This is a genomic window from Afipia clevelandensis ATCC 49720, from assembly GCF_000336555.1.
Taxonomy (GTDB): domain Bacteria; phylum Pseudomonadota; class Alphaproteobacteria; order Rhizobiales; family Xanthobacteraceae; genus Afipia; species Afipia clevelandensis.
Map to the genome: position 1 here is coordinate 1,073,490 of NZ_KB375281.1, position 25,284 is coordinate 1,098,773.

General features: G+C 63.5%; 19 protein-coding genes, 2 tRNA genes and 1 pseudogene. 8 read left to right on the forward strand and 14 right to left on the reverse strand.

The annotated features are described in order from the left end of the window. Window positions 1-115 precede the first annotated feature (115 nt). Together HMPREF9696_RS04875 and HMPREF9696_RS21195 are read left to right on the forward strand one after the other, a co-directional pair. Window positions 116-1,318 (forward strand): bifunctional 2-C-methyl-D-erythritol 4-phosphate cytidylyltransferase/2-C-methyl-D-erythritol 2,4-cyclodiphosphate synthase, encoded by a 1,203-nt coding sequence (locus HMPREF9696_RS04875; RefSeq protein ID WP_081602384.1) that lies wholly within the window; start codon window positions 116-118, stop codon window positions 1,316-1,318. Continuing rightward, window positions 1,315-1,785 (forward strand): annotated as a pseudogene (locus HMPREF9696_RS21195) (CinA family protein); the annotation flags it as partial. The gene HMPREF9696_RS04875 and the pseudogene HMPREF9696_RS21195, both read left to right, overlap by 4 nt. A gap of 34 nt (window positions 1,786-1,819) precedes the next feature. On the opposite strand, the gene HMPREF9696_RS04880 reads toward HMPREF9696_RS21195, so the two are convergent. Both HMPREF9696_RS04880 and lipA read right to left on the reverse strand, forming a co-directional pair. Further along, window positions 1,820-2,290 carry a type II toxin-antitoxin system RatA family toxin gene (locus HMPREF9696_RS04880; protein ID WP_002711848.1) on the reverse strand — a complete coding sequence of 157 codons (471 nt, stop codon included), beginning with the start codon at window positions 2,288-2,290 and terminating at the stop codon, window positions 1,820-1,822. Between the two features lie 6 nt (window positions 2,291-2,296). Beyond that, a complete protein-coding gene (gene lipA, locus HMPREF9696_RS04885) occupies window positions 2,297-3,256 on the reverse strand; it encodes a lipoyl synthase (RefSeq protein ID WP_002711849.1) in 960 nt (319 codons plus the stop codon). A gap of 139 nt (window positions 3,257-3,395) precedes the next feature. Here lipA and HMPREF9696_RS04890 point away from each other — a divergent pair, with 139 nt between their 5' ends. Then, window positions 3,396-4,004, forward strand: coding sequence for a DNA-3-methyladenine glycosylase (locus HMPREF9696_RS04890; protein WP_002711850.1), 609 nt, complete (start codon window positions 3,396-3,398; stop codon window positions 4,002-4,004). A 277-nt stretch (window positions 4,005-4,281) separates the two neighbouring features. On the opposite strand, the gene HMPREF9696_RS04895 is transcribed toward HMPREF9696_RS04890, so the two are convergent. From HMPREF9696_RS04895 to HMPREF9696_RS04920, 6 genes are all read right to left on the reverse strand, one after another. Continuing rightward, complete coding sequence (locus tag HMPREF9696_RS04895) at window positions 4,282-4,668, reverse strand: VOC family protein (protein ID WP_002711851.1); 387 nt, start codon at window positions 4,666-4,668, stop codon at window positions 4,282-4,284. Window positions 4,669-4,725: 57 nt separating this feature from the next. Then, a complete protein-coding gene (locus tag HMPREF9696_RS04900; RefSeq protein WP_002711852.1) occupies window positions 4,726-5,895 on the reverse strand; it encodes an MFS transporter in 1,170 nt (389 codons plus the stop codon). Further along, on the reverse strand, window positions 5,892-8,750 hold the full coding sequence (locus HMPREF9696_RS04905; RefSeq protein WP_040301177.1) for a valine--tRNA ligase: 2,859 nt from the start codon (window positions 8,748-8,750) through the stop codon (window positions 5,892-5,894). Before HMPREF9696_RS04905 ends, HMPREF9696_RS04900 begins: the two co-directional genes overlap by 4 nt. Before the next feature lie 213 nt (window positions 8,751-8,963). Further along, on the reverse strand, window positions 8,964-9,713 hold the full coding sequence (locus tag HMPREF9696_RS04910) for a PopZ family protein (protein ID WP_002711854.1): 750 nt from the start codon (window positions 9,711-9,713) through the stop codon (window positions 8,964-8,966). A gap of 241 nt (window positions 9,714-9,954) precedes the next feature. Beyond that, window positions 9,955-11,367 carry a TolC family outer membrane protein gene (locus tag HMPREF9696_RS04915; RefSeq protein ID WP_002711855.1) on the reverse strand — a complete coding sequence of 471 codons (1,413 nt, stop codon included), beginning with the start codon at window positions 11,365-11,367 and terminating at the stop codon, window positions 9,955-9,957. Window positions 11,368-11,559: 192 nt separating this feature from the next. Continuing rightward, window positions 11,560-12,219, reverse strand: coding sequence for a protein-L-isoaspartate O-methyltransferase family protein (locus HMPREF9696_RS04920; RefSeq protein ID WP_002711856.1), 660 nt, complete (start codon window positions 12,217-12,219; stop codon window positions 11,560-11,562). Window positions 12,220-12,409: 190 nt separating this feature from the next. Here HMPREF9696_RS04920 and HMPREF9696_RS04925 point away from each other — a divergent pair, with 190 nt between their 5' ends. Next, window positions 12,410-12,685, forward strand: a complete 276-nt coding sequence (locus tag HMPREF9696_RS04925; protein WP_002711857.1) for a hypothetical protein — start codon at window positions 12,410-12,412, stop codon at window positions 12,683-12,685. 30 nt (window positions 12,686-12,715) lie between these two features. Here the strand turns inward: HMPREF9696_RS04925 and HMPREF9696_RS04930 are convergent. Then, a tRNA-Cys gene (locus HMPREF9696_RS04930) sits at window positions 12,716-12,789 on the reverse strand. Window positions 12,790-12,975: 186 nt separating this feature from the next. Between HMPREF9696_RS04930 and HMPREF9696_RS04935 the strand changes: the two genes are divergently transcribed. From HMPREF9696_RS04935 to HMPREF9696_RS04945, 4 genes are all read left to right on the forward strand, one after another. After that, window positions 12,976-13,050: transfer RNA gene (locus HMPREF9696_RS04935), tRNA-Asn, on the forward strand. Between the two features lie 133 nt (window positions 13,051-13,183). After that, window positions 13,184-13,513, forward strand: a complete 330-nt coding sequence (locus HMPREF9696_RS04940; RefSeq protein WP_002711858.1) for a hypothetical protein — start codon at window positions 13,184-13,186, stop codon at window positions 13,511-13,513. Beyond that, a complete protein-coding gene (locus HMPREF9696_RS21780; RefSeq protein ID WP_002711859.1) occupies window positions 13,510-13,671 on the forward strand; it encodes a hypothetical protein in 162 nt (53 codons plus the stop codon). Before HMPREF9696_RS04940 ends, HMPREF9696_RS21780 begins: the two co-directional genes overlap by 4 nt. A 130-nt stretch (window positions 13,672-13,801) precedes the next feature. Next, on the forward strand, window positions 13,802-15,304 hold the full coding sequence (locus HMPREF9696_RS04945; RefSeq protein ID WP_002711860.1) for a porin: 1,503 nt from the start codon (window positions 13,802-13,804) through the stop codon (window positions 15,302-15,304). A 2-nt stretch (window positions 15,305-15,306) separates the two neighbouring features. Here the strand turns inward: HMPREF9696_RS04945 and HMPREF9696_RS04950 are convergent, their stop codons facing one another. From HMPREF9696_RS04950 to HMPREF9696_RS04970, 5 genes are all read right to left on the reverse strand, one after another. After that, entirely contained in the window at window positions 15,307-15,948 is a 642-nt protein-coding gene (locus tag HMPREF9696_RS04950) for a glutathione S-transferase family protein (protein WP_002711861.1), read from the reverse strand. A 26-nt stretch (window positions 15,949-15,974) separates the two neighbouring features. Continuing rightward, complete coding sequence (locus HMPREF9696_RS04955; RefSeq protein WP_002711862.1) at window positions 15,975-16,715, reverse strand: tRNA-uridine aminocarboxypropyltransferase; 741 nt, start codon at window positions 16,713-16,715, stop codon at window positions 15,975-15,977. A 65-nt stretch (window positions 16,716-16,780) separates the two neighbouring features. Beyond that, window positions 16,781-18,709: an ABC transporter ATP-binding protein/permease gene (locus tag HMPREF9696_RS04960; RefSeq protein ID WP_002711863.1), complete on the reverse strand. Its 1,929-nt coding sequence runs from the start codon at window positions 18,707-18,709 to the stop codon at window positions 16,781-16,783. A 58-nt stretch (window positions 18,710-18,767) separates the two neighbouring features. Further along, entirely contained in the window at window positions 18,768-21,875 is a 3,108-nt protein-coding gene (locus HMPREF9696_RS04965) for an efflux RND transporter permease subunit (RefSeq protein ID WP_002711864.1), read from the reverse strand. Between the two features lie 177 nt (window positions 21,876-22,052). After that, a complete protein-coding gene (locus HMPREF9696_RS04970) occupies window positions 22,053-25,187 on the reverse strand; it encodes an efflux RND transporter permease subunit (protein ID WP_002711865.1) in 3,135 nt (1,044 codons plus the stop codon). Between the last annotated feature and the right edge of the window lie 97 nt (window positions 25,188-25,284).

The following is a 25,284-nucleotide window of genomic DNA, read 5'->3' on the forward strand; positions in this document are numbered from 1 at the left end:
AAATTCTTCACAGGGTTGCGGATTTATGCTGTTCCCGGCCCGAATGTGGTAAGGGCAGCACCCAAACCGCCAATATCGTGGCCAATTCACTCGTCCGGACTTGTCGTTACCGCCTATGCCAACACCAAAACGGACTGCCGCCATTGTCGTTGCCGCCGGCCGCGGACTTCGCGCCGGGGCCGGAGGTCCCAAGCAATACCGGTCAATCGGGGGAAAAACGGTCCTCGCGCGAGCGATGGAGCCGTTTTGCACCCATCCTGACGTGTTTGCCGTCCAGCCGGTTCGCAACCCCGACGATACCGATATTTTCGATCAGGCGGTATCACACCTGACCTATCAGACGCCGGTCAATGGCGGGGCGACCCGGCAGGCGTCTGTCCGCGCCGGGCTCGAAGCGCTGGCATCTCATGCACCGGACATCGTCCTGATCCACGATGCCGCCCGCGCCTTTGTCACTGGCGAGGTGATCTCGCGCGCGATCGATTCCGCGCTGATCACCGGCGCAGCGATTCCCGTGGTCCCCGTAACCGATACTATCAAGGTGGTTGATGGATCGGGCGCGATCACCGCGACGCCGGATCGTGCGGCCCTGAGGATCGCGCAAACGCCGCAGGCATTCCGGTTCGACGCCATTCTCGAAGCGCATCGCCGCGCGGCGCGCGAAGGCCGCGATGATTTCACCGACGATGCCGCGATTGCTGAATGGGCGGGATTGACGGTGACGACGTTTGAAGGCGATGTTGCGAACATGAAGCTGACCACTCCCGAAGACTTTGCACGCGAGGAAGCGCGCCTCGGTGCGATGCTGGGCGATATCCGCACCGGCACCGGCTATGACGTGCATGCGCTGACGGACGGCGATCACCTGATGCTGTGCGGCGTGCGCGTGCCGTTCACCAAAGGCTTCCTAGCGCATTCCGATGGCGACGTCGGCCTGCATGCGATCGTCGATGCAATTCTCGGCGCACTGGCGGACGGCGACATCGGTTCACACTTCCCGCCGAGCGATCCGAAGTGGAAGGGCGCGGCGTCCGACCAGTTCCTCAAACACGCCGTCAGCCTTGTGCATCAGCGCGGCGGCCGCATCGCCAATCTCGAAGTCACCATGATCTGCGAGGCACCGAAGATCGGCCCGCTGCGCGATGCGATGCGCGCCAAGATCGCCGAGATCACCGCACTTCCTCAGTCAAGAATTGCCGTGAAAGCGACCACCAGCGAACGCCTCGGCTTTACGGGACGCCAGGAAGGCATCGCGGCGACTGCTGCCGCAACGATCCGCCTGCCCTGGGATGACACCCTGACCGGACCAGCCGCATGACCGCCAGCACCATCCGTGCCCTCTCCCGCTCGTTGCTGGATCTGTGCCGGATGCGTAAGCTGACCATTGCAACGGCGGAGTCCTGCACCGGCGGACTTGTCGCTGCTGCGCTCACCGAAATCCCTGGGTCGTCGGACGTGGTCGATCGCGGCTTCGTCACCTATTCCAACGACGCCAAGCACGCGATGCTCGGCGTCGAGACCTCCACGCTCGAAACCTTCGGCGCGGTGAGCAAGGAAACCGCGACCGCAATGGCGTTCGGCGCACTTGAACACGCCGATGTCGATCTCGCGGTGTCGATCACCGGCATTGCCGGTCCCGGCGGCGCAACGCCGGGCAAGCCTGTAGGGCTGGTTCATCTCGCCGTCGCCGGGCGCGATGGCCGCATCACCCACAAGGAATGTCGCTTCGGCGCGGTCGGGCGCAACAACGTGCGCGAGCAGTCGGTGATCGAGGCGCTGAAGATGCTGACCGAGATGGCGCGCGGACCGCAGCCGCCGATCAAGAAGCGCCCACGCGCGGCGGCCCATAGACCGCATCCGCGCGTTTCTCGAACGCCGCGGCGAAGCGCTGGAAAGCGGCGTCGAACATCGCGCCCATCAGCACCGCGAGCATCCGACTCTTGAACTCGTAGGCGATGAAGAAGCCGACATCGCAGGAGTTCTCCGATTTCGCCTCGAAGGTCCAGCGGTTTTCCAGTTTGCTGAACGGCCCCTGCAGATACTCGACAAGGATTTTTAGGTTCGGCCTGTCCAGCGTGACACGGCTGGTGAAGGTTTCACGCACCACCTGAAACGAAACGGTCATGTCGGCGACAATGACTTCGCTCCCGTCCGGCTTCTGCGTGCGCTGACGGACTTTCAGGGCCTGGCACATTGGCACGAATTCAGGATAGCGCTCGACATCCGCAACGAGGTCGAACATCTTGTCGGCGCTGTGACCGACACGGCGCTTGTTGGAGAACTGCGGCATCCGACGTTAGCGGTTCGCCGCCGCGCGCGCTGCCTGCAGCTTGGCGAAATCCTCGCCGGCGTGATGCGATGAGCGCGTCAGGGGGCTTGCCGACACCATCAGAAAGCCCTTGGTATAGGCGACCTTCTCGTAGCCGCCGAACTCATCAGGCGTCACATAGCGCATCACCGCATGATGCTTGAGGCTCGGCTGCAGATACTGGCCGATGGTGAGGAAATCCACGTCCGCCGAACGCAGGTCGTCCATCACCTGCAGCACTTCGTGGCGTTCCTCGCCAAGGCCGACCATGATGCCGGACTTGGTGAAAATGGTCGGGTCCATTTCCTTGACCCGCTGCAGCAGCCGGATCGAATGGAAATAACGCGCGCCGGGCCGCACCGTGAGATAGCGCGACGGCACGGTTTCAAGGTTGTGGTTGAACACATCGGGCTTCGCCGCCACCACCTGCTCCAGCGCCCCGTCCTTGCGCAGGAAGTCCGGGGTGAGGATTTCAATGGTCGTGGTCGGGCAACTCGCACGAATGGCGCGGATGGTCTTGGCGAAGTGATCAGCGCCGCCATCGGCGAGATCGTCGCGGTCGACCGACGTAATCACAACATGGTGCAGGCCGAGCTTCTGCACGGCCAGCGCGACATGCTCCGGCTCCGACGCATCGAGCGCATTCGGCAGCCCCGTCTTCACGTTGCAGAAGGCACAGGCGCGGGTGCAGGTGTCACCCATGATCATAAAGGTCGCGTGCTTCTTGTCCCAGCACTCGCCGATGTTCGGACAGCCCGCTTCCTCGCACACAGTAACGAGGCCGTTCTCTTTCACGATGTTGCGGGTGTTGGCATAGCCGCGCGAGGTCGGCGCACGGACGCGAATCCAGTCCGGCTTGGCCGGTGACTTCGCGTCCGGCCGGTTGACCTTCTCCGGATGCCGCGGGCGCACCTGATTGGGTGACACCGTATCGATCAGAGTGACCATGAAAAGTCCGAGATTTCCTGTAACTTACCTAAGCCTGCTGATCCCTTGGTGCAAGCCGCGGGGATGGTGATACTCTGGAATGAATATCACGTTTCCATCCCGGTCCGCACGGCTTCGCGCGCTCATCCCCTGCCCATAAATGCCTGAACTCCGTTCCCCGCCCTCCCTTGGCCGTCCTCTTGGCCGCCTGCTGACGAAGAAGTTCTTCGCGCGCAGCGTCCATGAGGTCGCCCCCGGCCTGATCGGCGCGACGCTGCTGGTGGATGGCGTCGGCGGGATCGTCACCGAGGTCGAGGCCTATCACCACACTGAACCGGCTGCGCACTCTTTCAACGGACCGACCCCGCGCAACATGGTGATGTTCGGCCCGCCCGGCTATCTCTACGTCTACCGTTCTTATGGCATCCACTGGTGCATGAATTTCGTGTGCGAGAAGGAAGGTTCGGCCAGCGCGGTGCTGATCCGCGCGCTCGAACCGACTCACGGCATCCCGGCGATGCGGCGGCGGCGCGGACTGCACGACGAGCGTTCGCTCTGCACCGGCCCCGGCAAACTGTGCGAGGCGATGGGCGTGAACATCAAACACAACACGCTGCCGCTCGATGCGCCACCGATCGCGATCTACGCGCGCAGGCACAAGCCGGAGATCGTCAGCGGCATCCGCATCGGGATCACCAAGGCAGTGGGGCTGCCGTGGCGTTACGGATTGAAGGGCTCGCGCTTCCTCAGCAAGCCGTTTCCCCCATAAGGCGACACGGTGACGAACTTCGCTGCAAACGGCGAAGCGGTGACGAAAGCGCGGCGGCGCGATTGTCCGGTTGTTGGCGCTGCGAAGGCTGCAATCGGCGCACGCCATGCGTTATTAGCATGGCAATGAGAGTGTCTTAGCCAAGAGAATAAGCATCCATCAAAGGAAAGGCACTTCGTCATTGCGAGCGAAGCGAAGCAATCCACTCTTGACCCGGAAAGCTGGATTGCTTCGTCGCTTCGCTCCTCGCAATGACGAAAGATAAGATCCGATCCATTCACACGGCCGCGTGACACACCGCTTCGATCCGGTTGCCATCGGGATCACGCAGGAAGGCGGCATAGTAAGATGTGTGATAGCTGCGCAGGCCAGGTGCGCCCTCGTCGCTGCCGCCTGCGGCGATGCCCGCGTCCCAGAACGCATCGACCTGCGTCTGCCACTTTGCCTTGAAGCACCAGTGGCGGCCCGGCGCGTCGTCCGGCTTCGCGCCCTTGCGGATCGAAATGTATACCCGATCCGGATACGACGCGCGTGAGCGTTCGCCGTAGCCGAGCCAGTCGTCGCGCCGTCCGACCTTGACGATGCCGAGCGCGTGCATGATCGCGTCGTAGAATTTTTCCGCGGCGGCAATGTCGGAGACGGTAATCGAAACGTGGTCGAGCATCTGGCGTTCCCGGATTGAAACAATCAAACCCGGAGCGGAGTTTCAATGCAAGCCGCCTCAGGCGCGGCGCTGGGAAAAGTCGGTAGCGAAAATCAGCGCAACGGCCGGCAGCAGCCAGACCGTCACCGGCAGAAACGCGAACACAGCTTTTCCGCTGATGTCCCAGGCGATGCCGCCGAGGATCGACATCACCATCGCAAAGCCATAGCCGAGCGTGAACACGCCCGCCGACATGCGCGGCACATCATCCGGCGCAACGAGCAGTGCCGGGAGCGCAAGCACGAGCGTCAGCGTGACGGCACAGGCGAAGCCGATCAGGGCGGCGGACGTGACGACGCCCCACGAACCCGAGAAGGAAAGCATGCCGGCGATCCCGGTCAGGCCGATCGCAACGGCGGCGAGCAGCGGCCACTTCTTCCGTTCCCACCGGCTCGCCATCGCAAGCAGAATGAAGGATGCGGGCAACTGCCCGACATTGAGCGCGGTGAGCGCCGGGCCGATCAGGTCGGTGCGTCCTGTCTGCAGCAGGTATCCGGGAAGGAAGGCGTTGGTGCAGAAGTAAAGCTGGTTGGCGGCGCTCATGATGATGCCGACCTTCCAGAGCAGCGGATCGCGCCAGTCCGGCATCCACAGATGATGACGCGACACCGGCGCACTCTTGCCGCCGGGCTGAAGCAGGAAGATGACAACGGCAATCGCGACAAGCGGGATCGACCACAGCACGAGGCTGGCGCGCCAGCTTCCCGCCAGCAACGGCAGCAGGAATCCTGCGAGGGCCACGGGGAAAATCTCACCGCACAGAAGACCGTTGGTATAGACCGCGGTGGCAAAGCCGATGCGGTCCGGCACCCACTGGCGCACTGTGGGCGGCAGCGACGGCTGCATCACCGCGATGCCCGCCGCCATGACGACGGTTGTGATGTAAAGCATCCACGGATCGGATGCGAAGCCGCGCAGCGCCGAGCCTGCCGCCGCGATCAGAAGACCGATGATCAGCGCCGGCACCGCGCCGACGCGCGCGATCAGCAGCGAACCCGGCACGGCGACCAGCGCGAACAGGCTGACCGGAATGGCGTTGAGGATGCCGACCTGCGTGCCCGACAGCTTGAGATCGACAATGATCAGCGCCAGCACCGGCGGGATCGCAAGGATCGTCAGCCGCAAGCCGTTTCCGGCCAGCCAGAGCAGAAGCAATGCCTTGAACGAGGATGACCGCTGCGGAATCATTCCGCGCCCTTGAGACGCTCCAAAGCCTCGAGGATCTTCGCCTTGCGGCTTTCGGCTTCCTCGCGCTTTTCACGCTGTTCTTCGATGACGTCTTCCGGCGCGTTGGCAACGAACTTCTCGTTGCCGAGTTTGGCATCGACGCGCTGAATGTCGGCGGTCGCTTTCGCAAGCTCCTTGTCGAGACGGACCTTCTCGGCGCCGAGATCGATCACGCCCTTGAGCGGGATTGCGGCCACTTCGCCGCGGACCAGCAACTGCACCGAACCATCCGGCGCACGATCCGCAAACGAAATGTCGCCGAGGCGCGCGAGCCGCTTCATCACATCGCTCCAGCGTTCCGCACGCGCCTTGATGTCAGCGGACGCGCCGACCAGCACCAGCGGAAACAGCGTCGCGGGCGGAATGTTCATTTCCGCGCGAACCGATCGGATCGACGAGATGAGTTCGACCAGCCAGCCGATTTCGGCTTCGGCCGCCGGATCGCTGAACTGTTCGACCTCGGGCGCGGGCACGACAACCACCGGCATCGCCAGCGGATCGCCGGAGATCGCAGGCTCGATGATCGGTTCGGCGGGCGCCTTCAGCGGCCAGGCAGCCAGCGCGAGCAGGCCATCGCGCTGTGCCGTCACCGCCCACAGTTCCTCGGTGAGGAACGGCATGAACGGATGCAGCAGTTTCAGGATCTCATCGCGCGCCCAGGCGATGCTGGCCTGCGTCTCGGCCTTGGCGGGCGAGTCCGGCCCCATCAGCACGGGCTTGGCGAGTTCGAGATACCAGTCGCAGAAGATGTTCCAGACGAAGCGGTACATGCTGTTTGCCGCATCGTTGAAGCGATAGGCCTGGATCGCTTCGGTGACGTCTTGCGTGGCGCGTGCGGTTTCATGCGCAATCCACCGGTTGAGCGTTTCCTTGGCATTGGCCGGATCGAAGCCCTCGGCCAGCGCGCAGCCGTTCATTTCGGCGAAGCGCGAGGCGTTCCACAGCTTGGTCGCGAAGTTGCGGTAGCCTTCAACACGCTGGGTCGAGAGCTTGATGTCGCGGCCCTGCGCCGCCATCGCCGCCAGCGTGAAGCGTAGCGCGTCGGCGCCGTAGTCGTCGATCAGGTGCAGCGGGTCGATGACGTTGCCTTTCGACTTCGACATCTTGGCGCCCTTCTCGTCGCGGACGAGGGCGTGGATGTAGACGGTCGGGAACGGAACGTCCTTCATGAAGTGCATGCCCATCATCATCATCCGGGCGACCCAGAAGAAGATGATGTCGAAGCCGGTCACCAGCACGTTGGTCGGATAGTAGCGCTTCACGTCGGCGTCGGTGTCGGGCCAGCCGAGCGTCGAGAACGGCCACAGCGCCGACGAGAACCAGGTGTCGAGTACGTCTTCGTCGCGGGTGATGAAGCCCTCGCGCTTGGCGGGATCGAGCGCCATTTCACGGCCCTGCTCCGCCGTGATGACGTCCTGCTCGACGTAATAGCCGAGCGCCTTGCCGACCGCTTCGTCTTCGGTCTCGGCGACGAACACCTTGCCGTCCGGCCCGTACCACGCCGGAATCTGATGACCCCACCAGAGCTGGCGGGAGATGCACCATGGCTGGATGTTCTCCATCCACTCGAAGTAGGTCTTCTCCCAGTTCTTCGGCACGAACGCCGTCTCGCCGCTGCGCACCGCCGCGATCGCGGGCGCGGCCAGCGTCTTGGCGTCGACGTACCACTGGTCGGTCAGATACGGCTCGATGACGACGTTCGAGCGGTCGCCATGCGGCACCATGTGGGTGTTCGGCTCGATCTTCTCGAGGAAACCTGCCTCCTCCAGCTTCGCGACGATCAGCTTGCGCGCGGCGAAGCGGTCCTTGCCATGGAGTTCTTCGGCAAAGATCAACGCGGCTTCCGGCAGGTCGCGCAGATAGTCCTCGTTGGCAGACAGCGACATCCGCGCTTCCTGATCGAGCACGCTGATGAGCCGGAGATTGTGACGGCGTCCGACCTCGAAGTCGTTGAAATCGTGCGCCGGCGTGATCTTCACCGCGCCCGACCCCTTCTCCGGATCGGAGTAATCGTCGGCGACAATCGGAATGAGACGGCCAACCAGCGGCAGCACGACGTTCTTGCCGACCACGCTCCTGTAGCGGTCGTCCTCGGGATTCACCGCAACAGCGGTGTCGCCGAGCATGGTTTCGGGCCGCGTGGTCGCGACCACGATGAAGGTGGACGGGTCTTCCGGATTGAACTGTTTGCCTTCCAGCGGATAGCGCAGATGCCAGAGGCTGCCCTTGACCTCGATCTGCTGCACTTCGAGATCGGAAATCGCGGTCAGCAGCTTCGGGTCCCAATTGACCAGCCGCTTGTCCTTGTAGATCAGGCCTTGCGCATAGAGTTCGACGAACACTTTGGCGACGGCGCGCGACAGGCCTTCGTCCATGGTGAAGCGCTCGCGCGACCAGTCGCACGATGCACCGAGGCGCTTGAGCTGGTTGACGATGGTCCCGCCGGACTCCGCCTTCCACTGCCAGACACGCTCAAGGAATTTGGCGCGGCCCATGTCGCGGCGAGCCGGCTCCTGCCGTTCCATCAACTGCCGCTCGACCACCATCTGCGTGGCGATGCCCGCATGGTCGGTGCCCGGCTGCCACAGCACGTCACGGCCGCGCATGCGCTCGAACCGGCAGAGAATGTCCTGCAGCGTGTTGTTGAGCGCGTGGCCCATATGCAGCGAGCCGGTGACGTTCGGCGGCGGGATGACGATCGTGAAGGGTTCGGCGTCCTTGCGCTCGGGCCGTCCGGCCTTGAATGCGCCGGCGTCTTCCCACGCCTTCGCGATACGGTTCTCGATCTCGGCGGGCTGGTAGTTTTTCTCGATCATCGTGCGTGCAATCGTCAGTTTGTCCGCGCTGGAACGCATCCGGCGCGCTCTTATGCGCGCTCTAGCGTGTTTTCAGGCGTCGTGAAATCCGGAATGCGCTGGGAAACGCGGCGGGACTATATGAGGTGTCGCCCCTGAAAGCAAAACCTGCAGGATCACAGGGGCTTGAGAGGCGAAAGCCGGGTTTTTGATGAGGCTCGTCAGAACGAGCGATCAGCGGCCGCGCGAAACCCGCTCGATCTCGGCCTTGACGATCCGCTCGACCAGATTGGGCAGATTGTCATCCAGCCAGGATTTCAGCATCGGCCGCAGCATTTCCTTGACCAGATCTTCCAGCGTGCGGGCGTTGTTGCTCAAAACCGTGTTCTGCAGCGCGTTGAAGGCGGACTCGACCGCCGACACTGTCGAACCCGACATGATCTGCTGGACCGGCGTCTCGCGCACAGGCTCGCGCTCGAAGGACCGTGGCGGTGTTGGACGGGGTGCGGGAATTTCGGCCACTGGCGTTTCGGCAAATTCGAGGTCGTCGTCGGGTTCGATCTTGTTGAACACTGGCTGTGGTGCCGGTTCAGGCACGGCCATCTGTTCGGTCAGTTCGAAGACATCGTCTTCGGGTTCCGGCTCGGGCGCCTTCGCAGGCGCGGCCGGGGCATCGAAGCTCGCCATCATGGCGTCGATCTCGGCCTGGCTGTTCTTCGCAGCAGGCGCAGGCGCAGGTGCCGGGGCGGAACGCGCGGGAGCAATCTTGGACGGCGGAATCCCCGTCATCACCGTGCGCGCGGGCGCAGCAGCCGGACGGGCCATTTCCGCTTTTGGAACTTCGGTCTTTTGAGGGGCGGCAGGTGCCGGAGCCGCAGCAGCAGCGCCCGCAGCCGGCTTAGCTTCGTCATCGGAAATGATGCGCCTGATCGACGCGAGAATCTCCTCCATCGAGGGCTCCTGCGCCTTTGCCGGTTGCGTCATCTCGGACTCCACATCAGCGGCCCGGATCCAAAAATCAGATCAACAGAAAGCCGCACACCCTCGTCACGAATCGCTTTGGCGATCTCTCTGACGGTATGTCATGGCAACAATTGATTGCAAGCAACGGCCGTTGTGCGCAGACGGTTGATCACAGCACTGATGTGACAGGGTTAACCGGACACCGCTCGAACCTGATCCGCATTCGCGCCGCCACAAGGCAAGCGCGAATGCGGAGGATCGGTTAGCGGCCGTCTGGGGTACGAACGCCGAACCAGCTATCGCGGATCTCGTGATAGTGGACGCTCGGATCGTAGACGTTGGTCGCGAGCTTGAGCGTGCTCGGCGACAGGCGGCCGATGGAGTTCAGCACGCTGTAGGAGGCGACCACGCGGTCATGCTGCGCGGTGACAAGCGCGACGCGCGCGTTCACCAGTGCCTGCTGCGCGTTGAGGACGTCTAGCGTGGTACGCTGACCGACCCTCGCCTCTTCGCGGACGCCGTTGAGCGCGATTTCAGACGCGGTGACCTGCGACTGCGCCGACTGCACCTGCGCCTTGCCGGCGACAAGCTGGCCCCAGGCCTGCGCGACGGTGGCGCGGGTCTGGTCACGGACCTGCTCAAGGTTCAGACGCTGCTGGGCCAGCGTCTCTTTCGACTGGCGGATCAGCGAGTATTCCGCGCCGCCCTGATAGACGGGCACGGTCAATTGCGCGACAGCGGATGCACCGAAAGCCCGGTAGGTGGCCATTGTGCTTTCATAGGATTGCTGCACGCTGCCCTGCAGGGTCACGGTCGGGAACAGCGCACCCTCGGCCACCTTCACCTGCAGGAAGCTGACGTCGATGCCGTACATGGCGGCGGTGACATTGGGATTTTCCAGCAGGCTGAGATCGACCGCGCCCGCCAGCGACGGCGGCAGATAACGATCGACCGGCGAACCCGGCGCGAGATTGCCGGGATCGTTGCCGATGATGCGGCGGAAATTCGCGCGCGTCGTGGTCAGGTTGGATTCGGCGGTCAGCAACTGCGTCTTGCCGGCGGCGAGCTGCGCCTGCGACTGCGCCACGTCGGTGCGGGTGACTTCGCCGACGTTGAAGCGGTCCTGGGTCTGCTTCAGGGTTTGTTCGAGCACGCGGACGTTGCTCTTCTGCACCTCGACGATCGCCGAGTCGCGCAGATAGTCCATGTAGACGGTTGCAGCCGAGAACAGCACGGTCTGTTCCAGGACGCGCAGACCTTCGCGCGCCGCCGAGACCTGGCTTTCCGCAGCGCGGGTGCGGTTGCCGGTCTGCCCGCCGTTATAAAGCGTCTGGCTGATGGTGGCGCCGACCGAGCGCGGTGCGTTGACACCAGCGAGGCTGGTGGTCGCCACACGTCCGCCGGTGTTCGTGTTCTGCTGGCTGTCGGTGTACTGCGTTCCGGCGCTGGCAGTGACCGCGATGCGCGGACGGTAGCCGGACAAGGCCTGCGGGACGCTTTCGTCGGTGGCGCGAACCGAGGCACGCTGGGCATTCAATTGAGGGTTGTTTTGATAGGCACGCACCAGAGCGGCCTCGATGGTGTCGGCCATGACCGGAGTGGCCACAACCGAAGTCATCAAGAGGGCCGCTAGCGCGACGCCCGCACTGAGTTTCTTCCGATAGTTAGCTTGCATACGTTGTCCCCAACCGGCAGCCGCTCGCCATCAAGAAGGCGCGCGAAAGCCGGGTCTCTGAGTCGCCTGTGCCCGTTCCGCGTAAGTCTATGCATCGCCAAGCCGGGGTGAAACCCTTTCAGGGCCGCCGCAGGCGAAACAGTGTGGATGGGACATTGTAGCCACACTTGATCAAATTAAAGGAAGCTAGTCCTAGAAAACGAACGCCGGGCGGCGCTCCAGACCGGCCAAAACAGGCGCCGAGGCGTCGAAGAGCACCCGGCTCCCGAAATCCGCTGGGGACCGGGTCACGAGGGTCGCACGCGACGGCCGGCGGGTTGCGAACACGCCCACGAGCCGCCCCCCCATCTTCAATTGCCCGTAGAGCGCCTCCGGTTCGCGTTCCGTGGCGCCATCCAGCACAATAACGTCATACGGGCCGTGGGCGGGGTCGCCGTCCGCCGGGGCGGCGGCGGTCACCGTCACATTGGACAGGCCGGCGAGATTGGCCTTCGCGGTGGCGGCCAGTTCCCCATCTGATTCCGTGGCAAAAACCTCGCCTGCCAGGCGTGCGACAACCGCCGCCGAATAGCCGCTGGCACAGCCGACCACGAGCACACGGTCGGTCTCGGAAATATCGGCCGCCTGCAGCATTCTGGCGAGCAACGCCGGCTGGATCAGACAGCGCTTCGCCTGCCCCTGCGCAGCGACGTCGATATCCATGTCGAGATAGGCAATGGCGCGCTTGTTGTCCGGCACAAAACGCTCGCGCGGAACGGCCAGCATGGCGTCGATGACGCGCAGGTCCGTCACATCGCTCGGACGCACCTGACAGTCGACCATCGTCCGCCGCAAGGCCGTGAAATCTGACATGACATAACCTCTTGAGAGCAAAGACCTGACCGCCGGATTCTCATCCGTATGGGGGCATATTTGCTGCAAGGCCGAATGGGTTGCAAGCCTGTCCCGCACTGGGCTTTCCCTCCGGGACGGCATATGTCGAGGACGGAGCCCGTGAGGCTTTCGGCCCGTTTGGAATTTGCCGATCGGTGAACAGGATCAGATGAGCAAAGCCCCGCGCAAACCTGGCCGTGTGCCGCCGCCTCCCTCAGAACCGGACTCCGAAAATGGTTCGCTGTCGGCCCATGGTTTGTCGCGCATGCGCAAGCAGATGGACGAGTTCGACGATCTTCCGGCGGAAGTGCGCGCCGCGCTGATGTCGGCGGTCGAGCCGAGCGATCAGATGATCGACGTGCTCTGCGCCATGAATCGCGGCGGGTTTCCGGTCGCGGACATGATGAAGGTGATCGAGACGAGCAACGCCAAGAGCGGTGGTTGAGAGCTGCGGCAGGCCGTTGCGCGCGCTGATTGGAGGCCACGACCGGAATTGAACCGGTGTACACGGTTTTGCAGACCGTTGCGTAACCACTCCGCCACGTGGCCTCACAGGCCGGACTAGTTACAAGGGCATAGGTCGTTATGCAATCGTCCCCGCTCAGGTTTCGCGCTTCCGGCGCAAAGGGCTCTGGAAAGTTGCCGCTTTCATCCCATTTTCACTTTAGGGCGATTTACGCTTTGCAAGACTCGGGGCCTTTGCTATAGGCGGCCCCATTGCTGCTTCAGCAGTCTTCCTCGGTAGCTCAGCGGTAGAGCATTCGACTGTTAATCGAATGGTCGCTGGTTCGAATCCAGCCCGGGGAGCCAGCAAATTCAATCACTTAATTGCCACTCTTCCAGTTCCGCCTTGCGGGCGGTCAGCCGTGTGCATAGCTCTGGCGTCAGGATACCCTCCGGAGTGTTTTCGGGGTGATTCCAGGATGGAACAGGCGGTTTTGACGTGAGCGCGCAAGCCAAGGCTGAACTCGACCGCCACTTCGACTGGATCGCGGACCGCCTGCCCGACAAGGGCGCGCGTTTTGTCCGCTGGGTGCGGCAGCCGTCCTCGCGATGGGTGCGAATCCCCCTCGCCGTGCTGCTGGTCCTCGGCGGCGTTTTCAGTTTCCTGCCTGTTCTCGGTCTCTGGATGCTGCCCCTCGGCCTGCTTCTGATCGCGCAGGATTTGCCGTTCCTGCAGCGGCCGCTGGCCCGTGGGCTGGGATGGGGCGAGCGCAAATGGATGGAGTGGCAAAACCGGCGCCGCCCGTCCCCGACTGAAACCGAAAAATGAATTCGCCCCTCGACATCATCGTCCCCATTGTGATGGGCGCGGCGCTGTTGTGGTGGATCGGCCGCGGCATGGGCGGCCGCGCCATGCTGATTGCGACCGCCGCAACGCTCGCCGTGATCGTGGGGGTGCTGCTTGTGCAGCATGCCGGCGGGCGCTGAAGCGCGCCGTAAGCTCTTATTGCAAAAATGTCGCAGCCGCCGGGAGACTGCCGCGCCCCGGTTGCATCCGCTTGCGGCTGCAACGCCGCTCGGCAAAACTCCCCACACGATACCTTTGGGGGCTGAGTCGATGCGGATCGGGCGTTTAGGACAATGGGCCCTTGGTGCGGCTGCAAGTCTCGCGATCGCAACCGGCGCGCAGGCCGCCGATCTTCCTGCGAAAGCCAGGGCGGTTCAGTACGTCAAGATCTGCTCGCTGTACGGCCCGGGCTACTACTACATCCCCGGCACCGACACCTGCATCAAACTGAGCGGCTATATTCGCGCCGACTGGAATCTCAACGGCGGCAACTACGACAAGCCGGGCTGGGATCAGGGTAACGCCCAGGGCACCAAGTCGCGCGACCGCGACTACTTCACCACCCGCGTGCGCACCGAACTGCAGATCGATACCCGCACCCAGACCGAATATGGCGTGCTGCGCACGTACACGAATCCGCGCTTCCAGTTCGACACCGGCGCAGGTCCGTCGAGCGGCGTGCTGACTCTCGACTACGGCTTCATCCAGTTCGCCGGATTTACCCTCGGCAAGGCGGTCTCGATCTTCCAGACTCCATGGGGATCGTCAGGCGCCAACAGCCTCACATCGTACCTGATCGGCGGATACGACAACGTCAACGGCATTTCGCAGATCGCCTACACCGCGCAATTCGGCAACGGCGTTTCGGCATCGGTCGCTATCGAAGACAACCGCGTCATCAATCGCGCGCAATTGCTCAACGCCAGCCTGACGCAGCCTGCCACCGGTGTGTTCACCGGCGTGTTCACCAATTCCTATGGCGGCAATGTCTCGCCGGATTTTGTCGGCAACATCCGTGTTGAGCAAAAGGCCTTCACCGCGCAGCTTTCGGGCGCCGCGCACAACATTCACGCCAACTACTATGCGGGACCCGGCGGCGCGGCCCCGGTCGAAACCGACGGACACCCGAACGACACCTGGGGCTTCGCGGTGATGGGCGGCCTGCAGTTGAGGAATTTGCCGACGGGCCCGGGCGACAAGCTCTCGCTCGATGCAAGCTATGTGAACGGCGCGCTGAAATATCTTCTCAGCGGCGTCACCGGCACGGCCTTCGATTCGTTCGGCGGCGGCTCGCCGGTTTTCGCAGGCAGCTATCAGACCATGGCGGTGCTGTCGCTGATGGACGGCGTCTACTCCACGGGCGGCAGCATCGAGAAAACCTCCGGCTGGGGTTTCCGTGGCGGCTTCGTGCATAACTGGTCGCCGACATGGGAAACCGGCATTTTCGGCAGCTATTCCCGCATCGAATTCAGCAGCAACGGCGCGGCGGCCTTCTGCACGGCGTTCACCGCACTGTCGCCGAAGTCGAACGGCTATAGCTGCAATCCGAATTTCAGCATCTGGCAGGTTGGTCAGCGCACGGCGTGGACGCCGGTCAAGAACCTGACCTTCTCGGCGGAAGTGCTCTATACCTATCTCGACCAGTCCCACACCGGCTCGCAGACGCTGACCAATCCCGGCCAGTTGACCGGCAGCTTCAAGCCGACGGCCGTGTATGATTTCAAGGATCAGGGCGTGATTTCCGGCCTTGTCGGGGTGCGCCGGACGTTCTGAAACTAGGCAGGCGCGTTGACGGCCAACTGGGCCGCGAAGGCCCGCGCGTAAGCGGGACGCGCCTCGCCGCGCGCGACATAGGCCGCAAGGCCCGGATATTCCCCGAGAAGACCCGACGGCCTTAACCGCAGAAGCACCGATACCATCATCAGGTCGCCCGCATTGAATGCGCCGTCGAGCCAGTCGGCCTCGCCGAGCCGCGCGGACAACTGGTTCAGCCGCTCGCGGATGCGATCCATGACCAGAGGCAGCCGCTCCTTGCTCCAAGGCCTGTCGCCTTCCAGGATTCTGGCGGTGACCAGATCGAGGATCGGCGGCTCCACGGTGTTCACCGCCGCGAACATCCATGCGATCGCACGCGCTCTTGCATGGGCATCAACCGGCAGGAGGCCCGCATGGCGATCGGCGATGTGGAGCACGATCGCGCCGGTCTCGAACAGGGCAAGACCGTCTTCTTCAAAAGTCGGAATCTGCCCGAACGGATGCAGCGCCAGATGCGCCGACTGCTTCATCGCCTGAAAGGATACCAGACGAACCTCGTAAGGCAGACCGGCCTCTTCGAGCGCCCAGCGCACGCGCGTATCGCGCGCCAGTCCCTTGCCGCCGTCGGGCGACCGCTCGAAGGCGGTAATGACAATGGTCATCGCACGAGCCTCCCGACGAAAAATACCTAGACCTTCGCGCCCTTGCCGCGCCGGTTTTCCGGGCGGCGATAGTCGCGCTTCTTCGGCTTGGGCGCGAGTTCGGGCATGGATGATTGAACCTCGCGATACTGCGCCAGCATCCGCTGGAATGTCGCGTTCAATTCGGTTTCGATCTCCGGCCGTCCTTCAAGCCGGCTCAGAACCATTCCGGCAGCTTCGATGGTGGAAAGCCCGTCGCGCCGCGGCTCCTTGCGCAGCTTGCCGTAGAGCGAGGGCTGCTTTGGCCCGAGGATGATACGGCGGCAGCGGAGCATCCAGGCATTGCGCCACCACAGCGCCTTGGCCTGGCTCCAGGTGCCGTCGAGCAGCACCACGCCTTCGAGGTCCTTCAGAATCTGCCGCTGATGGTCCTCGATTTCGCCCTGACGGTTGATCGCGACCAGATCCTTGTCGGTGGCAAGATCGGCGACCTTGGCGGAGCCGAGATAGAGAATGGCCCAGTCCTGCGGATCGACGGTGCGGCCCAGCGCCTTGGACAGGCTCGGCCACGACAGGCCGATCTTGTGGGTCACTTTCGTGAAGTGCTGTGCGGTCAGCCGCGCCGTGCCGAGCGCCCTGTCCTGCTCCTGCGGATGCTGCAGGATCAGAAGTTCGACGCGATTGTCGATCGGCGCAACGCTGTCGCAGATGCACAGCGGCAGCGGCTTGCCGCAACGCGGGCATTCTTCGATCTCGTCGGCGGCGACAGCTTTGGGGGATTTGGACATTGCCCGGCTATACGCTGCGCGCCAGTGAACGGCAACCTGCGATGCTGTTCACTGCGATATTTCCGTCAGGCTGCATCGGAAGCCGGGGCACGCCTCTTTCGGAGCCAGCCGCCAAGCAAGCGACGCTTGCCCTTGCGCGGAATGAGGTCGATGTCGCTGACCAGTTTCGCCCCGCCCTTGCGGCGTTCCAGCGTGATCTTGCGGCTGTGAAATTCTTCCAGCTCCGTGCGGTGAGCGACACTGATGATCGTGGCGTCCTTCAGTTCGTCATGAAGCAGTTTCATCATGTTGTCCTGCCCGGTGTCATCGAGCGCGGACGTCGCCTCGTCCAGCACAATGATGTCGGGTTTGTGCAGCAGCAGGCGCGCGAAGGCGAGACGCTGCTTCTCGCCGCCGGACAGTGTCTGATCCCACGGCGCATCTTCTTCGATCTTCTCTTTGAGGTGCGCCAGCCCGGCCCTCTCGAGGCTCTCGGCCACCTGTTCAACGGTCCAGTCCTCGGCAGACCCGGGATAGGCCACGGCACGCTGCAATGTTCCGGACGGCACATAGGGCTTCTGCGGCAGCATGAAGATGCGGCGATCCGGATGGAAATCGACACTGCCGCCGCCCCACGGCCAAAGTCCGGCGATGGCGCGGACCAGCGTGCTCTTGCCGGAGCCGGACTCGCCCGCGACAAGCACACGCTCGCCGGGTTCGATCACCACTTCGGATTCGCCGACCACCGCCGTGCCGTCGTTCAGCGTCACCGAGAGATCGTTCAGCCGCAGCATGGCGTCGTCGGTCGTTTCGCCGCGTTCGATACGATTTGCGCCCTCGCCCCTTTCCGCCCGCTCCAGGCCGTCGAGCGACATCATCAGCGATGCGATGCGCCGCGCGCCTGCGTTCCATTCCGCAAGGCGCGGATAGTTGTCGACCAGCCAGCCGAACGCCGCCTGCACGATGGTAAAAGCGGACGCGGCCTGCATGACTTGTCCCAGCGTCATGCTGCCTTCGAGGAATTTCGGCGCGCACAGGAGAATTGGAATCACCGGCGCGATCAGACTCGATCCCTGCGAGACAATGGTGGTGCGCATATGTTGCCCGCACAGCCGCGCCCATTGCTTCAGGACATTGCCGAACGACTTGTCGATGCCGGAGCGCTCTTCTTCTTCGCCGCCGAGCAGTGCGATGCTCTCGCCGTTCTCGCGCACGCGGGTCAGCATGTAGCGAAACTCGGCCTCGGTCTGGTTCTTTGCTTCGGAGACAGAAACAAAGTTCCTGCCGATGACGACCATCGAGCCGCTGGCAATGGCCGCATACACGATGGCGGCAATGACAAGAAACCCGGGAATGGTGATCGTGCTGCCGCCAACCGTGACTGTGAGCGCGCCGCCGATGGTCCACAGCACGACGATGAAGGTGGTCGCGGACAGGAATGCCTGCGTGACACCGGCGGCGAAGTCCACGGGTGCGTCGGTGGCGACGCGCAAATCCTCGGCGATCCTGTATTCAGGATTCTTGTGATCGCCATCCACCAGATTGAGCTGGTAATAGCGCCCGTTGGCCAGCCAGCGTGACACCACAGCATCCGTCAGCCACGCGCGCCAGCGCCGCTGGATGCTCATGCGCGCAAACACCTGCGTGACGCCGAGCACGACGCTGCCGATCGCCAGCGGGAAAAATATCCCGGTCAGATACAGGACACGCGCGGCATCCTTCTTCTCGATGCAGTCGAAGATTGCCCTGTTCCAGACGTTGATGCCGTACTGAAAGGTGATCTGCAGCACGATCAGCGCGAACAGCCCGACAGTGAATATCCATGCAAGCCGGCCGCCGCCGGATCCCCAATAGCCACGTGCGCTGATCCAGAACCGCGTCAGCAGGTAATCGCGCCTGAGTTGTTCGACCTCTTCCGGCGAGAGCCCTGGATCGGGCTCGAGCATTTCGGGCGGAGGGGCTTCAATTTTTTCGCCGTTTTCGGCGAGAACTTCCTGGATGGGCGGTTTCTTCATACCGCTTCAACGTGATCGGAACCGTCAGGTTCCCGCCTCCGCGTTGCACCGCCGCAATTTATTCTGCGGGTGCGGCGTCCGGCACGGTGCGCCCCTGTCTTTCGGCCCCACGCAGCCGGTCGATCAGAAGATAGATCACCGGCGTCGTGTAGAGCGTCAGGACCTGAGACACGATCAGTCCGCCGATGATGGTGATGCCGAGCGGCCTGCGCAGTTCGGTGCCCGGCCCTGTCGCCAGCACCAGCGGCACGGCGGCGAGCAGCGCCGCCATGGTCGTCATCAGGATGGGGCGAAAACGCGCGATGCAGGCCTCGAAGATCGCCTCTTCCGATCCAAGGCCGCGGTGACGTTCCCCTTCAAGCGCGAAGTCGACGATCATGATGCCGTTCTTCTTCACGATGCCGATCAGGAGAATGATGCCGATGAACGCGATCACCGTTAGCGGCGTATTGGTCAGTTGAAGCGCAAGCAGCGCGCCGAGGCCCGCGGACGGCAACGTCGAGATGATGGTCAGCGGATGCGCGAGACTTTCGTAGAGAACGCCGAGCACGATATAGACGGCGATCAGCGCGCCGAGAATGAGCAGCGGCTGCTTGCTCGCGGTCTTCTGGCTGTCGGCGGCGTTGCCTGCGAACTCGCCCCGGATGCCAGCAGGCATGTGCAGTTCCTCGACCGCGCGCAGAATGTTGTCGGTCGCGGTCTGCAGCGGAACGCCGTCGGGAACATTGAATGAAATGGTGTTCGACGGGAACGAAGCCTGATGGAACACGGAGAGCGGCGACAGGCCGCGCTCCATCCTGACCACGGCCGACAGCGGCACCTGCGCGTCCCCATTGCCCGCGACATAAATCCGATCCAGCGCGGAAGGATCGCCCTGCAGGCGCGGATCGACTTCGAGCACAATTTTATACTGGTTGCGCTGGGTGTAGATGGTCGAAATCTGACGCTGCGAAAAGGCGTTGTTCAGGGCGTTGTCGATGTCCTGAACCTGCACGCCGAGGCTGGCGGCGGTTTTCCGGTCGATCGAGAGATTGAGCGCGAGGCCCGCGGCGTCGCGGTCGCTCGACACGTCCGTAATGCCTTCGACGCTCTCAAGCCGTTTCGCGACAATAGGCGCCCACTTCGCCAGCAAATCGAGATCGGAACTGATGAGCGTATACTGGTAGTTGGAGTCGCTCTGGCGACCGCCGGTCCGCAGATCCTGCGCCGCGAACATGAACAGCCGGATGCCCGGCACCATGCCGAGTTTCCGCCGCAGCCGGTCGATCACCTGCGTGGTGGTCAGCCCCTCGCGCTCTTCAAGTGACTTGAGGCTGATGAACATGCGGCCGGTGTTGGAGCCGCCAAAGCCGTTGCTGCTGCCCAGACTTGAACCGACACCGGCGACCGCCGGGTCCGCCATCACGATATCGGCGATCCGCTGCTGCAGACCGAGCATGGCCTGAAACGACACGTCGGGGGACGCGCGCGTGGCGCCGATCACCAGGCCACTGTCGTCGGTCGGGAAGTATCCCTTGGGCGTCTTGATGTAGAGCGTGACTGTCAGCGCGATGGTCGCGAAGAACACCAGCAGCGTCAGGATCGGAAACCGCAGCACCACATGCAGCGTCCGCTCATAGAACCGGACCGTCCGCGACAGACTGCCTTCCACCAGACGGTCGAACCAGGTCTCGTCCGCCGATACCGTGCCCTTGATGTAATGCGCGCAGATCATCGGCGTGACGGTGAGCGAGACCACCATCGACACCAGAATGGCGAACGTGAGTGTCAGCGAGAATTCGCGGAACAGGCGGCCGACGATGCCGTCCATGAAAATCAGCGGAATGAACGCGGCGACCAGCGAAATGCTGATCGACAGCACGGTGAAACCGATCTGCTTCGCGCCCAGGATCGCGGCCTGATACGGCTTCATGCCCTCCTCGAGATTTCGGTACATGTTCTCGATCATGACAATGGCGTCGTCGACCACGAAGCCGACGCACACCGCCAGCGCCATCAGGGACAGGTTGTTGATCGAGAACCCGGCCACCCACATCGCCGCGCAGGTGCCCGCCAGCGCCAGCGGCACCGAGATTCCGGCGGCGACGGTCGGCGTCATCCGGCGCACGAACACGAATACCACCAGCATGACCAGCACGCAGGTCGCGCCCAGCGTCCATTCCATGTCCTCGACATTGGCGCGGATGGTGCCGGTGCGATCCGAGAGGATCGACACTTCGACGCCGCCGGGAATCCACTGCTTCAGTTCCGGCAGCAGCGCCTTCACCCGGTCCACGGTCTCGATAACGTTGGCGTCCTGCTGCTTGGTAATGAGGATCAGAACCGCAGGCTGCTTGTTGAACCAGGCGATGGAGCGGCTGTTGCGCGTGGCATCGAGCACGGTGGCGACGTCGGAGAGTTTCACGAAGTTGCCGTTGGCGGCCTTGATGACGATATCGCGGAACTGGGCGGCCGTGCGCATCTGCGGGTTGGCGGCCAGCGTCTCGCCCAGAACCTGTCCGTCGAAGGTGCCGACCGGCCCGATGGCGTTGGCATTCACGATCGCGGTGCGGACATCGTCGCTCGATATCCCTGCCGTCGCGAGCGCACCGGGATTGAGCTGGATGCGAACCGCCGGCTGATCCGCACCGCTGACGGTCGCCTCACCAACGCCCGGCACCTGCGAGATGCGCTGTGCGATCACGGTGTCCGCGACGTCGTAGATCGCGCTCGGCAGCATCGTTTTGGAGGTGAGCGCGATAATGAGAACGGGCGATGCCGCGGGATTGGCCTTGCGGAAATTCGGCAGCGTCGGCAGGTCGGTGGGCAGATCGGCGAGCGAGGCGTTGATCGCCGCCTGCACGTCACGCGCGGCGCGGTCGATATTGCGGCCGATGGCGAACTGCATCGAGATGTTGGTTGAGCCGAGCGAACTGGTCGAGGTGATCTGGTCGACGCCGGCGATTTCGCCGAGGCGGCGCTCAAGCGGCGCGGCGACGGTCGAGGCCATGATGGTCGGATCGGCGCCCGGACGCGATGCGCTGACGCGGATCAGCGGGAAGTCGACCGAGGGAATGCTGGCGACCGGCAGGAAGTTGTAGGCCACCGCGCCGACCAGAAACAATCCGATGGCCAGCAGCGTGGTGCCGACCGGCCTGCGGATGAACGGTTCGGAGAGCGAGGCCATTTTACCGGTGCGCGTTGAGTTTGGATAAAGGGAACAACGGCGGAATCGTCATCCTGAGGTGCGAGCCGTCTTCGGCGAGCCTCGAAGGATGGCGATGTGAAACGCCGTCGCCCTTCGAGGCTCGCAAAAGCTCGCACCTCAGGGTGACGGCGTGCGCCGCATAGGATGGCTGTCTCGTCACTGTATGCCCTCCGTGGCTCCAGCGGTCGGCGAGGACGGACCGGCGGCTTCATCGGGCGGCACGACCGCTTCGATCCGGCGGTTGATACGGTCGAGCGCGAGATAGATCACGGGCGTGGTGTAGAGCGTCAGCACCTGCGACACCAGAAGGCCGCCGATGATCGACACGCCGAGGGGAAAGCGCAGTTCCGATCCGGTGCCGCTTTCGAGCGCCAGCGGCAGCGCGCCGAACAATGCGGCCAGCGTGGTCATCATGATGGGGCGGAAGCGCAGCAGACACGCCTTGACGATGGCATCGTAGGACGACAGCCCCTGATGCCGCTCCGCCTCCAGCGCGAAGTCGATCATCATGATCGCGTTCTTCTTCACGATGCCCATCAGCAGAATGATGCCGATCAGGCCGATCACCGACAGGTCCTGACCGCACAGGACCAGCGCAAGGATCGCGCCGACGCCTGCCGAGGGCAGCGTCGAGAGAATGGTGATCGGGTGGATGTAGCTCTCGTAGAGCACACCGAGCACGATGTAGATCGTCACCAGCGCGGCGATGATCAGCCACGGCTGGCCGGACAGCGACTTGGCGAACTCCGCCGCATCGCCCGAATACACACCGACGATATTGCCCGGCATGCCGATCCGCTTTTCGATCTCCGCGACACGCTGGACCGCATTGCCGAGCGCTTCGCCGGGCGCGAGATTGAACGACAGCGACACGGCCGGGAACTGCGACTGGTGCGAGATCGACAGCGGCGCCGTGGTGCGCGTCAAGGTGGCGACGGTCTCGATCGGCACCTGCGCGCCCGCCACTCCGGGCACATACAGCTTGGACAGCACCGACGGATCGCGCTGATATTCCGGCAGGGCTTCGAGCACCACGCGATACTGGTTGGCCTGCCCGAAGATCGTGGAAATCTGGCGCTGGGCGAAGGCATCGTTCAGCGTGTCGTTCACGGCCTGCACCGAAACGCCGAGCTGGCCCGCGCGCTGGCGGTCGACGGTGACGAGCGCGCGCAAGCCGCCCTCCTGCCCGTCCGACGACACGTCACGGAACAACGGATCGCGGCGCATCTCCTCCACCAGTTTCTTCGACCATTCGTTGACGGAAGCCGCGTCCGTCGCGGTCAGGGTGTACTGATACTGCGAGCGGCTGGCGCGCGTGCTGATCTGCACGTCCTGCACCGCCTGGAAATAGACCGTCATGCCCGGCACGGTCGCGACGCGCTGCTTCAGCCGGTCCACGACCACGGCCATGTCGGTCTTGCGTTCGCCGCGCGGCTTCAGGGTCATGACAAGACGGCCGACATTCGTGGTCGGGTTCACCGCTCCCGCGCCGATCACCGACACCACGCCGACAATGTCGGGATCGGCCCTGATCGCATCCGCGACCTGGGTCTGCCGCAGCTTCATGTCGGCGAACGAGACTTCCGGCCCGGCCTCCGTCACCGCCGTGATCGAGGCAGTATCCTGCAGCGGCAGGAAGCCTTTCGGTGCGACGACATAGAGAACGAGCGTCGCCACGATGGTCAGGAACGTCACGAGCAATGTGGCGCGCTGATGCCGCAGCACCACCAGCAAGGTGCGCTCGTAGAACGCCACCATCCGGTCGATCCAGCCACTCAGCGTGGCCAGACCCGGCACCTGCATTTCCTCGTGATGCAGTTTCAGCAGCCGCGAGCACATCATCGGCGTGAGCGTCAGCGACACCACGGCGGATGTGACCACCGCAATCGTCAGTGTCAGCGCGAACTCGCGGAACATACGGCCGACAAGACCGGACATGAACAGCAGCGGAATGAACACCGCGATCAGCGAGACCGTCAGCGAGATGACGGTAAAGCCGATTTCGCTGGCGCCTTTCAGCGCCGCCTCCATCACGCCTTCGCCGTCCTCCATATGGCGGACGATGTTCTCGATCATGACAATCGCGTCGTCCACCACGAATCCGGTGCCGATGGTCAGCGCCATCAATGAGAGATTGTCGAGGCTGAAGCCCGCGAAATACATCACGCCGAAACTGGTGATGAGCGAGAGCGGCAGCGCGACGCCTGCGATCAGCGTGGCGCGCAGCGAGCGCAGGAAGATCAGCACCACCAGCGTCACCAGCACGACGCTCAAGATCAGCGTGAACTGCACGTCATGGACCGATGCGCGGATAGTGACGGTGCGGTCGCTGACCACCTGCAAATCGACGCCGGCGGGAACCGCCTTTTGCAGCTTCGGGATTTCCGCCCGTATCTGCTTCACCACGTCGATGACATTGGCGCCGGGCTGGCGCTGGATTTCGATCACGACGGCGGGCTTGCCCTGATACCAGGCACCGGTCTTCTCGTTTTCAAGCCCGTCGACAATCTGCGCCACGTCGCCAATGGTGACCGGTGCGCCGTTGCGATAGGCAATGATGATCGGCTTGTAGGCGTCGGCGGTGGCGATCTGGTCGTTGGCCGCGATGGTATAGGCCTGCTGCGCACCGTCGAGCGAGCCTTTGGGGCCTGAGACATTCGCGCCCGCGATTGCGGTGCGCAGGTCTTCCATCGAAATGCCGTAGGCGGCGAGCCGTGCCAGATCGGCCTGCACGCGCACGGCGGGTTTCAGGCCGCCGAGGATCGAAACGCGGCCAACGCCGGAAATCTGCGCAAGGCGCTGCGCCATCATGGTGTCGGCGAGATCGCTCATCGCACGCAGCGGCGAGGTTTCCGATGTCATCGCCAGTGTCAGCACCGGCGCGTCTGCCGGATTGACCTTCGCATAGGTCGGCGGATAGGGCAGGTTTTTCGGCAGCACACCGGCTGCGGCATTGATTGCCGCCTGCACGTCCTGCGTCGCACCGTCGATGTCGCGGTTCAGATCGAACTGCAGCGATATCTGGCTGACGCCGTAGGAACTGGTCGAGGTCATCGCGACCAGCGACGGGATTTGCCCAAGCTGGCGTTCCAGCGGCGCGGTAATCAGCGAGGCCGCCACGTCTGCGCTTGCACCCGGCAATTGCGTCGTGACCTGCACCGTCGGAAAGTCGACCTGCGGCAGCGCCGACACCGGCAGCGCCCAGTATCCGAGCGCGCCACCGATCATCAGCGCGACGCCGAGCAGCGAGGTCGCGATGGGCCGGCGGATGAATGGCTCAGACACGCTCATGGATGCGCGCTCACAGGTTGGACTCTACTCTAGAACATGGTGGAGCGGGTGGACTTTCCATCGTCATTGCGAGCGAAGCGAAGCAATCCATCCTTTC